Source organism: Synechocystis sp. FACHB-383 (assembly GCF_014698605.1).
Classification (GTDB): domain Bacteria; phylum Cyanobacteriota; class Cyanobacteriia; order Cyanobacteriales; family Microcystaceae; genus Synechocystis; species Synechocystis salina.
On the sequence record NZ_JACJTJ010000013.1, the window covers coordinates 68,099 to 81,562 of the forward strand.

Genomic DNA, 13,464 nt, shown 5'->3' on the forward strand with positions numbered 1-13,464 from the left:
TATGAATAGAAGATTAGTAGAATCTTTGGCAGAGGCAATTATTGCATTACCAGTGGAGGATTATAGTTTATTTCAAAATACCCTAATGGCAAAGATGATCAAAAAAACACCAGGGGTATGCGGTGGTCATGCCTGTATTCGAGATACCCGCATTGCAGTCTGGACAATTATCTCTCTAATAAATCAGGGAAGTACAGATGGTGAGCTAATAGCTGATTTTCCTGGATTAACAGTCTTTGATTTATTGACCATCAAAGAATACTACCAATCTCATCAGCAGGAAATTGATAATCTTATTTATTTCCAGAGTCAAGAAAACTCTAATGATTAGACTCTATAGCAACGAAAACTTATCCCTAGGTTTAGTTAATCAACTGCGTCAACTAGGTTACAATGTTTTGACTTCCTATGATGCAGGGAGGGCCAACCAAAGAATTACTGATTTATCTGTTTTAAAGGACGCAACCGCTAATGGACGTTGTGTAATCACGTTTAATCGGGATGATTTTATTAAATTACATTTGAGTGGCATAGAACACAGAGGTATAATAATTTGTAAAGAAGATCGAGACCAGATTGGGCAAGCAGCAATAATTCACGATTTCTTAACTGATCAAAAAACTTTAAATAATCGCTTAATCAGAATATTAGAACAAAATCAACCGGGATTGAAGCAACCACAATTTACGGTTAGAGAATATTATCATAGTTAAAAATACATCTGATGTCTCAATTTAAAACCATTGCAACAGTTGCGATTATTTTTTACCGCTCCCACTACTTATCAGGTAACACTACTCCCATTGATGCTATTTACCAAGCTTTAGAAAAATATAATTTAAATCCCCTTGCTATCTATGTTTCTTCCCTACGGGAGCCGGACGTACAAGCAGAAGTCTTAGCTGTTTTAGACAATTTGAGTCAGCCTTTAGGCGCTATTTTAAATACCACTAGTTTTTCCCTGGCTAAGTTACAAAGACAGGTTGGTAATCTCGAAACCATTCCCCTCTGGCAAAAACTGAATGTCCCGGTGCTCCAGGTAATTCTTAGCGGTGGCGATCGCCAACAATGGCAGGAAGGGACGCGGGGACTGAACCCACGGGACTTAGCTATGAATGTGGCTTTGCCGGAGGTGGACGGCAGAATTATCACCAGGGCAATTTCTTTTAAAGCGATGGCAACTCGTCATCCCCAACTGGAAACGGAAGTGGTAATTTATGAGCCTGTGCCAGATCGGATTGAGTGGGTAGCAGAGCTAACTAAAAATATTATTAATTGTGCCCAAACTAAAATTTCCCAACGGAAAGTCGCCCTAATTTTAGCGAATTATCCCAACAAAGATGGTCGTTTAGCTAATGGGGTGGGGCTAGATACTCCTGCTAGTTGTTTGCAGATTTTAGAAGCTTTAAAAAATGCTGGTTATACTCTTGACCTAATTCCCCAGGATACTAACACTTTAATTAAACAATTAACCCAAGGGGTAACTAATGACCAGGAATTAGGCCCATATCGAGCTGTTCATCAAACCATTGCCACAGAAAAAGTATGGCAGTTTTTTCAAAATTTACCCCAGCCTGTACAACAGACCATGACAGAGCGTTGGCAGGATAGGGAAAGTTGGGATAACTTACCGGATCAATTTGCCATTAGTGGCATCCAATTGGGTAATGTTTTTGTCGGTATTCAACCGGCCCGGGGCTATGACTTTGATCCTAGTTTGAATTACCATGCACCGGATTTAGAACCTACTCTCCATTATCTGGCTTTTTATCTTTGGTTGCGCCAAGAATTTCAAGCTCAGGCAGTAACTCATTTAGGTAAACACGGCAATTTGGAATGGCTACCGGGTAAAAGTGTTGTTTTATCTGACCATTGTTATCCAGAAATTGCCCTAGGAACCTTGCCTAATTTTTATCCCTTTATTGTCAACGATCCAGGGGAAGGAACCCAAGCTAAACGCCGTAGTCAAGCCTGTATTATTGATCATTTAACTCCTCCTTTAACTAGGGCAGAATTATATGGTGATTTGGAGAAATTAGAGGCTTTAATTGATGAATATTATGAAGCCCAAGCCTTGGATCCAACTCGTGTTAAGACCATTGGCGATCGCCTCAGGAAACTATTTGAGGAAAGTCACCTCCAGAAAGATTTAGGATTACAACCACCAGAGCTAAAAGATTTAAATCCCCTATTAACTTCGGCAGATAGTTATCTGTGTGAACTAAAGGAAGCCCAAATTCGGGATGGTTTACATATTCTTGGTCAAACTCCCCAGGGGGAACAGTTGCGGGATTTAGTAATTAGCATTGCCCGATCGCCGTCCTATCAAAGACTTGGTTTAACCCAGGCGATCGCCCTTGATTTAGGAGTAGAGTTTGATCCAGTTTTAGATGACCCCAAAGAGCCATGGCAGTTATCCACCACTATGGCGATGCAGTTGGAACAATGGGGATTGGGTAAACTGATTGAACCATTTAAATCCTGTCGTATAGGGGGACAGGTGATTGAAATTTTAGAAGAAATTGCAAAGGAATTAGTGGGAAATTTACTTGAAGGAATAACTGCAGATAAAACAGTCAATTTATTTTCCCAAAATCCCCATAGTAAAACCAAGTTTAATCTTGATTATATTAGAGAAGTTCTTCTACCACTGCTCCACCAAACTCCCCAAGAAATCACCAATTTAATCCGGGGTTTAAATGGTGAATATATTGCCAGTGGCCCAGCGGGAGCACCTAGTCGGGGTCGACCTGATGTATTACCGACGGGACGGAATTTTTATTCAGTGGATATTCGGGCCATTCCCACAGAAACGGCCTGGGATATTGGCCGTCGGGCCGCCGAAACCTTGATTGAAAAGTACACCCAAGACCAGGGAGAATATCCCCAAACCCTAGCCATTTCCATTTGGGGCACTTCCACCATGCGCACAGGCGGGGATGACATTGCCCAGGTTCTGGCCCTGTTGGGAGTACAGCCAGTGTGGGACGGCCCTTCCCGTCGCATTATTGATTTTGAAATTTTGCCCCTTACCGTACTAAAACGACCCCGGGTGGATGTGACTGTCAGAATTTCTGGATTCTTTCGGGATAGTTTCCCCAACTTAGTGGAGTTTCTCCACCAGGCGATCGCCGCTGTGAGTCAATTGGATGAACCGGAAGCGATGAATCCTTTAGCAGCAAAAGTTAAGCAAGAAACAAAGCAATGGCAACAATTAGGTTTACCGATGGAGGAAGCCGTCACTAAAGCAACCTATCGTATTTTTGGCTCTAAGCCAGGGGCCTACGGAGCGGGTTTACAAGGATTAATTGAGGCGCAAAATTGGCAAGATGATAGTGATTTAGCCAGGGCCTATCTCAATTGGAGTTGCTATGCCTACGATCGCCAGGGCGTTGGCCACAATCAACCGGAAGTATTTGAGCAGCGGCTAAAAAATCTCCAAATTGTTTTGCATAACCAAGACAATCGAGAACACGACTTACTGGACTCCGATGATTATTATCAATTCCAAGGGGGATTAACGGCGGCGGTGCGGTCATTAACAGGGCAAAATCCCACCGTTTATTTTGGAGATAATGCCAACCCTGCCCAGCCCAAAGTTAAGTTATTAAGCCAAGAAATTGCCAAGGTTTACCGTTCCCGAGTAGTCAATCCCAAATGGATCACCGGGGTGATGCGCCATGGCTATAAGGGAGCGTTTGAAATGGCAGCCACTTTAGATTACCTCTTTGCCTACGATGCCACTACCCATTGTGTAGAGGATTTTATGTATGCGGGGGTGGCCCAAGCATATCTGCTCGATGACAAGGTGCAGCAATTTATCCAACAGCATAATCCTTGGTCCTTAAGGGACATGGCGGAAAGGCTATTGGAAGCTCACCAACGACAACTCTGGGGCAATGTTGACAGCGAATTACTAGACCAACTACGGGCGATCGCCCATGGTGCGGAAGAAATTTTGGAAAATAGTCAAATCTACCCTAGGCAAGAAAAGCTGAAATAAATTAGGTAGATATTGAATGGTGTAAATAGTCACCATTGTTTAGTATTCGATTAGCCTAGCCTGTTCAAACAGTTTAACCAAAGGTATGTCCATGGCAATCACCGCATTTACCCTGGGAGACTTTTTCCAAGCCAATGGCTATATGCCCCATGGCCATTGCTACCTTTGGCAAACTCCCCTGGTTTGGCTCCATGTCACCGCCGATTTCTTCACGGCGATCGCCTACTATTCTATCCCCGTCATTCTGCTGTACTTCCTGCGTAAGCGACAGGATATTCCCTTTCCCAACATTATTTTTTTATTTGGGGCCTTTATTCTGTGTTGTGGCACCAGTCATTTTTTTGACATTGTTACCCTCTGGTATCCCATCTATTGGGTATCCGGTGCAATTAAAGCTTCCATGGCGATCGCTTCCGTCATCACCGTCTCTGAATTAATTAAAATTGTACCCAATGCTCTGAACTTAAAATCTCCCACAGAATTGGCCAGCCTTAATCTTGCCCTTAATCAAGAAATTAAAGAAAGACAAACAGCCGAAATAGCGCTACAAGAATTAAACAATCATCTTGAAAAAAGGGTAGAGGACCGGACTACTCAATTAGCAAAAATCAATCAACAGTTAGAACAGGAAATTCAGGATAAAACCCAAGCAAAAGAAGCCCTAGAAAAAAACAAAGACCAACTAGCGCAATTAGCCGCCATTGTGGAATCTTCCCAGGATGCCATTATTAGCAAAACTCTAGATGGAATAATCACTAGCTGGAACGAATCCGCCGAAAGATTATTTGGCTATACGGCTGAAGAAATGATTGGCACCCATATCACCAAGCTGATTCCTGAAGATTTAATCATAGAAGAGGATCTCATTTCTGAATGTATTCGCCAGGGTCAGAGGATTAATACCTACGAAACTCAAAGACAGCGCAAGGATGGCAGTAAAATTGATGTTGCCCTGACCATTTCTCCCATTCGAGATGAACACGGAAAGGTGGTGGGAGCGTCTAAAATCGCGCGGGATATTACCGCCAGATTGGAGGTGGAAAATGCCCTACGGGAAAGTCAACATTTCATTGAAAAATTAGCCAATTATTCTCCCCAAATTCTATACATTTTAGATCCCATTGCCTGGAAAAATATTTATGTTAATTATCAGTCTTTAGAAATCCTAGGCTACACCCCAGAGGAATTTAAAAATGGTGGCACCGAGTTGTTATTAGATATTATCCATGGCGATGATTTATCCACCCTCTATGAAAATCAAAACTTTTGGCAAACTGCCCAGGAAGGTCAGATTTTAACCACCGAATATCGTATGCGGCACAAAAATGGGTCTTGGCGATGGTTACGTTCCAGGGAAGTGGTTTTTGCTCGAGATGACTATGGCCAAGTTACCAAGGTTTTGGGTACAGCCCAGGATATCAGTGACAGTAAAAAGCAGGAGCAAAAACTTTATGAACAGGGGCGCCGGGAGTTACTACTAAGGCAGATTACCCAACGCATTCGCCAATCTTTAGATTTACCAACTATTTTTGAAACGGTGGTGCAGGAAATTCGTCAATTTTTAGAGGCGGATCGAGTGGTAATTTTTCAGTTTGCATCAGCTACAAATTTTGCCATTGGGGATATTGTGGCAGAATCAGTATTACCCCCTTTTCAATCTCTCCTCAATCAAACTATTGAAGAAACTTGCTTTAGTAGCAATTACGCCCACAAATATCAACAGGGTAGAATCCAAGCCATTGAGGATATTTATCAATCTACTTTACAGCCATGTCATATTGATTTTTTAGCCGGTTTACAAGTGAGGGCTAACTTGGTTTTACCATTGGTCAATGACGCAGTTTTATGGGGCTTACTCTGCATCCATCAGTGTGATCAGACTCGACTTTGGGAACCAACGGAAATCGACTTGCTTAAGCAGATAACTAACCAGTTTGAAATCGCAATTCAGCAGGCCATTTTATATGAGCAGGCCCAACAGGAACTAGCTTCAAAAAATCATCTTTTTGTTCAGTTAACCAATGAGTTGCAACAGAAAAAAGTTTTACTCAAAGAAATTCATCATCGGGTTAAAAATAATTTACAAATCATGTCTAGTTTGCTTTATCTGCAATTTAGTAAAGCATCTCCAATGGTGCAAAAGTTAAGTGAAGAATATCAAAATCGTATTCAGTCCATGGCCCTTATCCATGAGCAACTATATCGCAGTGAAGACTTGGCCAATATTGATTTCAATGAATATCTCAAAAATTTAATCCATAACATTTGCCAAAGCTATGGTTTTCACCAGGGAGATATTAGTATAAAACTTTTGGTTGAGCAAGTTAAAGTGCCCCTAGAACAATCTATTCCTTTGGGGTTGATTATTCAAGAATTAGTGTCTAATGCTTTAAAACATGCTTTTCCCACCGCAGTTGGAGAAATTTCAATTCAGTTTACCTCAGTGGAAAATCATTATAGTCTCCAAGTACAAGACAACGGAGTGGGGGTATCCAAGGAGATTGACTTGGAAAATACTGATAGCTTGGGTATGCAACTTATTTACAGTCTTACCGAGCAACTGCAGGGAGAATTGCATTATCAATATGCCGACGGCGCTAAATTTGCCTTGCAATTTTCAATTTAGTTGGCTTGCTTAATCACCAAAAAAGCTACCAGAAATCAAAATTATTTGGTTGGTATTATGAGAAGTAAGGTGTTAATTGTGGAGGATGAACGACTGGTGGCCCAGCACATTGCGCAGTTGTTAAAGAGCGATGGTTATGAAGTTTGTGCGATCGCCAGTGATGGAGCAACGGCGCTGAAAAAAATTGCTGAATTTTACCCAGATTTAATTTTGCTAGATATTCGCATTAAAGGGGAGATTGACGGAGTAGAGGTGGCTGAGCGGATTAAATCTCTCTATTCCATTCCCATTGTTTATCTCACAGCTTTTTCCGACGGCGAAACCCTGGAGCGGGCCCAGAAAACCAATCCCCAGGGCTATGTGATCAAGCCCTTTAGGCGACAACAACTGATCTCTACACTGGCGATCGCCATGGCTAACCATCAACAGCAAGAAAAACCAGAGGAAGACAATCTCTCCGTATCAACGGGGCATTATCGCCTGCAACCGACCTTGGACTATATCCAAGAACACCTCGACCAAGGCATTACCGTTGAGTTTCTGGCCGGGGCGATCGGCATGAGCACAGCCTACTTTTGTCGCTTTTTCCAAAAGGAAATGGGGTGTTCACCCTACCAATTCATTATTCAACAACGGGTTGAGCGAGCCAAAATAATATTACTGGAAAGGGAATTGCCCATTAGCGAAGTCGCGTTGAGATGTGGCTTCAGCTCCCACAGTCAGCTTAACTACCATTTTCGTAACCTGTTGGGCATTACCCCGAAGGAATATCGCAGTCGTTAGCGTTTCCTAGGTAAAACCCACGCAAAAAAATAAAATTGATGTCAAAAATCAACTAGTTTGTCAAAAATTGACCAAGACAGATCTGGGAATTTTCCTAGGATAGATTTGTGCTGGTGATCGGCGGGCTGTAGATGCCATCGGCTCAACTCCCGGCGTTGCCAAGGATTAGACCCATTCCTACCCGCTTATTTTTTAGGCAAGCTTTTGCAAGTTTGAATCCTAACTCACATTTTTAGGTCTGGGTCTTAGATATCGATTTCCTTCGACCCCAGGGCCTTGGCGAGCGAGATCCATGTTTTGGTGCCTTGACTAGCAACGAACACCAGCCGTTTTCCTTGAATCCTTCTGTGGTCAGTCCTAATGGTCACCATTTGGTGCAACACCTAGGGAGCCGAGAATTTTCTCCTATGTCAACCCCAGTCAACAGTTGAAATGGGGGAACTTCTCGCCCTTAGTTCTTCCCCCGGCAATGGTATCGACTGAGCACTGTCCTTATTTATCCTCCAAAGCTTGCAAAGGAGTTTCCCATGACCGCCGTAATCACCCGCCAAATTCCTAGCGAATTCCTGCAAACCTTAATTAAGGAAAAGGCCACCGGGAGACTGACGGTGCAGAATCCCCTTGATGAGTTGGTCACCTGGCAGGTTTATCTTGGCAAAGGGAAAATTAATTTTGCTAACAGTGGCGTGGGGGGGATGCAAAGGGTCAGGTATCTTCTGGGTAATTATCTGAATGAGAATAAAATTAGCCTACCTCCCAAAATTACAGACGACTATAAATATATCTGTGACCTTTGGAAACAGGAAGTAATTTCCTTTCAGCAAATCCGCTCGATTCTAACTCAGTTTGCCCAGGAAGCATTGGTTCATTTTTTGGCCATTCCCGTTACCCAATGTTATTTTGATCAAGACGATAGCATTAAGGACCTATTTCTTAATTTAGAATTGGCAAAAACCACCCAATCTGTGGAACATAAGATTAGATACTGGGGAGAACTATATCCTCAGATCAATTCGCCTTTTCAGCGCCCCTTGGTGGAAAATTGGCAAGAAGTAAAAACCATGCTGAATTTGAGCTATCGCCGCAGTGAACAGTGGTGTGAGCATCTCTTGGAGGGATTTAAAAATCTCTCTTGTTTATATGAGCTAGCCCGCAAAACAAACAGCAGTGTTTTAGAGTTAGCCTTGTTATTTTATCCGCGGATTAAGTCAGGGGAAATCAAAATGTTGCCCTATCAAGAAATTTCAGTTGATGATACCAACCTACCGGTGGTAATTTCCGTTAATAATCGACCCTCTGTGCAGCAAGTTGTGCGAGAAACATTGGGCCAGCGGGGTTTTAAAGTCGTTTGCATTGACGACCCCTGCCACGCTTTAGCGGCCGCCATTAGTCATAATCCCCAGTTAATTCTAATTGATGCGGACATGCCGGGGATCAGTGGCTATGAACTCTGTCGTTTGCTGCGAAAATCTTCCGCGGTGAAGGAAACTCCCATTATTCTACTCAATCAAAATGATGGGGTAATGGAGCAAATTCAAGGACGTATAGCTAAGGCTTCTGGACAGATCAATAAACAGTTTTTATCCCAAGAGTTGCTGCAGGTTAGGAAAGACTATTTGGATTCTGCCCCAGCTCTTTGCCCCTAGGAAAAGTTTCTGAGTTTGTGATACATTTCCCTATTATGGAGTGATTTCCAATTTGTCTGGGGTTTGTTGCTGTGGTTTTAAACCGTTTAGCGTTGGCTGGCCTATGGTTGGCATTGGTGATTTTTGCCTTTGGTTTTGCTCCCCCCAGTGATCCCCAAACCTTAGCTTTAATCAAGGCCCTTTCCCTTGGTCGATGGCAGGACATTAATCCGGTTATTATTGCTCTGTTCAACCTGATGGGAATCTGGCCCATGGCCTATGCTGCCATGTTAATCGGCGATCGCCAGGGGAGAAAATTTCCGGCTTGGCCCTTTGTGGCAGGGTCATTCTTTTTGGGGGCTTTTGCCCTACTGCCCTATTTAGTTATCTGGCCGCCCCCGACACAAACCGATTCCCAGACATCGAACTCGGCACCATCAAAAGTGGCTAAATTCTGGCGCTCTCCCTGGTTGGGGCGAATTTTATTCCTGTTGGCGATCGCCTGTGCGATTGGGGCAGTGCTTCTGGGGGATTGGGGCGATTATTGGCAACAACTACAAACAAACCAATTCATTGCCGTGATGAGCAGTGATTTTCTCTGTTTGACCCTGGCCTTTCCCCTGTTACTAGCCCAGTATCTCCACCGTGGGCAAGGAGTCCGCTCCCTACCAGTCTCTCTTATGGCCATGGTGCCCTTGTTTGGTGCTTTAGCTTATTTGAGTGTGCGCCGAGACTACAAAGTTACAGAGCAGAATTTTTAACCATCGGCCTTGGCATTGAGATAGTCCACCAAAGCCCTCAACCCCAAACGATAACTATTCAGCCCAAAGCCACAAATTTGCCCGATCGCCACTGGGGCAATGTGGGAAATATGGCGAAATGATTCCCGCTGATGAATATTACTCAGATGCACTTCCACACAGGGGAGTTGTACCGCCGCTAAGGCATCCCGGAGAGCAATGCTGGTGTGGGTATAGGCCGCCGCATTAAAAACAATGCCGTGGTAATTACCCAGGGCATTATGGATGGCACTAACTAATTCCCCTTCCCCATTAGACTGAAAAGTGGCCACTTCTATCCCTAAATCCACCCCGTCTTTTTGGAGATAATGATTAATTTCCCCTAAGGTGAGGGAGCCATAAATCCCCGGTTCCCGTTGGCCCAACAAATTCAAATTGGGGCCATGGAGCACCAATACTTTCCACACAGTCGACATATTTCTACTAGCCAGTTAACTTCCCTTTAACGGCGGGAACGGCGATCGTTGACGGGAATGGGAATTAGTTCCGGCTCCGGTTCCCCCTGGGGGCCGAGCAAGCCTTCGATCAACTTCTGGGCCAGTTCTCTAAGTTTATCGAGCAGTCTTTCTAAATAGTCCATTACCAAGGACGACTCCTGTGATGATGTCTAACTGAACCCCGACGGAATAAGCACCACCAAATCTGTTTAATAAAGTCACAGCTTAAGGTGCTAGCCACAAACCTGGGGCAAAACCCTAGGCAGTGATCCCGGGTCAGACCATATTTGGCCAAGGCTCAGAATGTATGAGGGGGCTAGGGAAATTTATTTTTAGCCCATGGGAACAGCCTAACACAATTTTTTCGGACAGAGATCCATCAGTTTTTAGCCAATCTTAACCATTGACCGGCGATTTTTTGCCAGTCCAAAATGGTTGGAACCGCATGGGGATAACGTATATTGGGGGGTGTCGTTTCGCCCCGGGAGTTGCCATGACAGAGGTCACTACGACTGTTCGACTCAATCCTGACCGAGAAGAATTACAAGGATTAGTGCGGGCCCAGATTGAAACTCTCCTCGAAACTTCCCAATTCGATGCGGCTAAAACCATTCTTACCCCTGTGCAACCGGCGGATATTGCCGATGTCATCGAGTCTCTCCCCAGTCGGCTCCAGGTACTTGCCTTTCGCTTACTCTCCAAAAATGAGGCGATCGATGTTTATGAACATTTAGCCCCCCCGGTGCAGGAATCCCTCCTGGAGGATTTTAAACATCCTGAAGTACTGGAAATTTTTAACCAAATGTCCCCCGACGACCGGGTGAGATTATTGGATGAGCTTCCGGCCAAGGTGGTAAGGCAACTGTTTAAGCACCTCAGCAACGAAGAACGCAAAGCCACCTCCCTGCTATTAGGCTATAAACCGGAAACCGCTGGTCGGATCATGACCACGGAATATGTTTCCCTCAAGGAAGATTACACCGCCAGCCAAGCCCTAGACCGCATCCGCCACATTGCCACTAGCTTTGAAACCATTTACGTCCTCTACGTCACCGATGATTCCCGTCGTCTCACCGGCACCCTTTCCCTGCGTAATTTGGTCATGGCTAGGCCGGAGGAGTATATCGCCCAAATTATGGTACCTGACGTGGTTTCCGTCCACACCAACACGGACCAGGAGGAGGTGGCCCGCACCATCCAGCACTACGACTTTTTGGCGGTGCCCGTGGTGGACTCGGAGCAAAGACTAGTGGGCATTGTCACCGTGGACGATGTGATTGATATTTTGGAGGAGGAAGCAACGGAGGATATCTATACCGCTGGGGGGGTGCAATCCCAGGGGGATGACTATTTTAAAAGCAGTTTAATGACTGTGGCCCGGAAGCGGGTGGTGTGGTTATTTATTCTTTTAATCACCAATACCCTTACCAGTCAGGTGATTCATTCCCAAGAGGATGTGTTGCAAAAAACTATCACGTTGGCGGCCTTTATTCCCTTGCTCATTGATGCGGGGGGCAATGTGGGGGCCCAATCTTCCACGGTGGTCATCCGGGGCTTAAATACGGAGGATGTACGACTGACCCAAGTTTTACCGGTAATTGTCAGGGAAGGGGGAGCCGGCGCTTTGTTGGGCTTGATGCTGGGTATTGTGGTAACGGTGTGGGCCTATTTTCTCCAAGGGGATTGGTTGGTGGCCATTACAGTGGGCAGTAGTTTATTCATTATTTCTCTGTTGGCGGCCTTTGCGGGGGGCGGCTTACCCTTTTTGTTTAAGTCAATGAAGCTAGATCCGGCTTTGATGTCGGCTCCTTTTATCACTACGGCGGTGGATGTGTTGGGGGTGGCTATTTACCTGCTCATTGCCCGCTCTTTGTTGGGAATTTAGGGTCTGGTGCTTACCAATGGACTGTTTGCCTCTCCTGCACCACCCGTTCGTAAATAGCGGCGGTTTCTCCGGCTAGCTTAGACCAATTGAATCGTATGCCCAAATCCTCATAGGCCGCTTCCACCAATTGTTTGGCTAGGGAAGGATTGGAGAGAATTTCCAGGATGCCATAGGCGAGGGAGTCGGGATTGTTGGTTTGGGTAACTATGCCGGTGCTATGGTGACGCACCACTTCTGCCAACCCGCCGGTATTGGATACCACCACTGGCACCCGGGCGGCAAAGCTTTCTAGGGCCACAATGCCAAAGGGCTCGTACAAACTGGGAAAAACGGCACAGTCGGCAATGGTTTGGAATTTATCTAAATCTTCGTCGGACATGAAGCCGGTGAAAAAGCAATGTTCCCAAATGCCTAAGTTCCAGGCTAACTGCTTGAGGCGATCGGTATTGCCCCCACCGATGATGACGAATTTTACCTGATTGTCCAGGGATTCTAAGACTTGAGGAGCGGCGGTTAATAGTACAGAAATGCCTTTTTCGTAGGTCATGCGGCCGACGTAGTAAACAATTTTTTCCCCGTCTCTGGCAAATTTACGGCGAAAGTTTGGGTAATCAAAACCTGGGCGGCGGTGCTTTTTTTCGGGGCGGATGCCGTTGTAAATTACGTCAATTTTGTCCCAGGGGGTACCAAAGGCCCTTTCTAGCTCGTGGCGCATGTAGTTACTGCAAACGATGACTCGCCAACCGTTGTAGATCAGGATCCCTTCTTTGCCGGCAATGTAGCGTTGGGTGTCGTTGTACAGTCCGTTATAGCGTCCGTATTCGGTGGCATGGATAGTTACCACCAGGGGAATTTTGCCATGGTGCTTGAGGTTAATGGCCGCATCTCCCACTAACCAATCATGGGCGTGGATGACGTCAAATTCTTCTTTTTGCCGGAGTAGTTCTTGCCCTTGGTGTTCCATGGCATGGTTCATGTTATCCACCCAATGGAAAAAGTCGTTGCTGGGGGGCACCGGTACCCGATAGACGTGAATGCCATCCACTATTTCCTGGGGTAAGCTTTCCTCTGTGGCCACCGTGATTAGGTGGATTTCATAGCCCTGCTGAACCAATTCCGGGTAGAGTTCTGCCACATGGCGAGCAATGCCACCGACAATGCGGGGGGGGAATTCCCAAGCTAGCACCAGAATTTTCATGGCTGTGACAAATTTTTGTGAGTGCATGGAGGGGAAGACGGCGATCGGGGCCATTGGTGTCGTGGGCACTCTAAAACATTATGCGCAATCTTGGCGTGGTCATACTG

The 13,464-nt window shown here is 45.2% G+C and carries 11 protein-coding genes; 8 read left to right on the forward strand and 3 right to left on the reverse strand.

Features of this window, described 5'->3' with window-relative positions; translation table 11 throughout:
• The first annotated feature begins 1 nt into the window (after position 1).
• The 7 genes from H6G45_RS02570 (at position 2) to H6G45_RS02600 (ending at position 9,798) form a co-directional block, all read left to right on the forward strand.
• Positions 2-331 (forward strand): DUF433 domain-containing protein, encoded by a 330-nt coding sequence (locus tag H6G45_RS02570; RefSeq protein ID WP_190596307.1) that lies wholly within the window; start codon positions 2-4, stop codon positions 329-331.
• Positions 324-713, forward strand: coding sequence for a DUF5615 family PIN-like protein (locus tag H6G45_RS02575; protein ID WP_190596309.1), 390 nt, complete (start codon positions 324-326; stop codon positions 711-713). The genes H6G45_RS02570 and H6G45_RS02575 overlap by 8 nt, the downstream gene beginning before the upstream one ends.
• Positions 714-724: 11 nt before the next feature.
• Complete coding sequence (gene cobN, locus H6G45_RS02580) at positions 725-4,003, forward strand: cobaltochelatase subunit CobN (protein ID WP_190596311.1); 3,279 nt, start codon at positions 725-727, stop codon at positions 4,001-4,003.
• A 91-nt stretch (positions 4,004-4,094) separates the two neighbouring features.
• Entirely contained in the window at positions 4,095-6,629 is a 2,535-nt protein-coding gene (locus H6G45_RS02585; RefSeq protein ID WP_190596314.1) for a PAS domain S-box protein, read from the forward strand.
• A gap of 57 nt (positions 6,630-6,686) precedes the next feature.
• A complete protein-coding gene (locus H6G45_RS02590; protein ID WP_190596316.1) occupies positions 6,687-7,412 on the forward strand; it encodes a response regulator transcription factor in 726 nt (241 codons plus the stop codon).
• Positions 7,413-7,939: 527 nt separating this feature from the next.
• Entirely contained in the window at positions 7,940-9,058 is a 1,119-nt protein-coding gene (locus tag H6G45_RS02595; protein WP_190596318.1) for a response regulator, read from the forward strand.
• A gap of 71 nt (positions 9,059-9,129) precedes the next feature.
• Entirely contained in the window at positions 9,130-9,798 is a 669-nt protein-coding gene (locus H6G45_RS02600; RefSeq protein WP_190596320.1) for a hypothetical protein, read from the forward strand.
• Here the strand turns inward: H6G45_RS02600 and aroQ are convergent.
• Both aroQ and H6G45_RS02610 read right to left on the reverse strand, forming a co-directional pair.
• Positions 9,795-10,253, reverse strand: a complete 459-nt coding sequence (aroQ, locus tag H6G45_RS02605; RefSeq protein ID WP_190596322.1) for a type II 3-dehydroquinate dehydratase — start codon at positions 10,251-10,253, stop codon at positions 9,795-9,797. The genes H6G45_RS02600 and aroQ overlap by 4 nt on opposite strands.
• 26 nt (positions 10,254-10,279) lie before the next feature.
• Entirely contained in the window at positions 10,280-10,417 is a 138-nt protein-coding gene (locus H6G45_RS02610) for a hypothetical protein (RefSeq protein ID WP_190596324.1), read from the reverse strand.
• Between the two features lie 350 nt (positions 10,418-10,767).
• Between H6G45_RS02610 and mgtE the strand changes: the two genes are divergently transcribed.
• Positions 10,768-12,159, forward strand: a complete 1,392-nt coding sequence (gene mgtE, locus H6G45_RS02615; RefSeq protein ID WP_190596325.1) for a magnesium transporter — start codon at positions 10,768-10,770, stop codon at positions 12,157-12,159.
• Between the two features lie 10 nt (positions 12,160-12,169).
• Here mgtE and H6G45_RS02620 read toward each other — a convergent pair whose 3' ends face one another.
• Positions 12,170-13,411 (reverse strand): glycosyltransferase family 4 protein, encoded by a 1,242-nt coding sequence (locus H6G45_RS02620; RefSeq protein ID WP_242018015.1) that lies wholly within the window; start codon positions 13,409-13,411, stop codon positions 12,170-12,172.
• Positions 13,412-13,464: the final 53 nt, after the last annotated feature.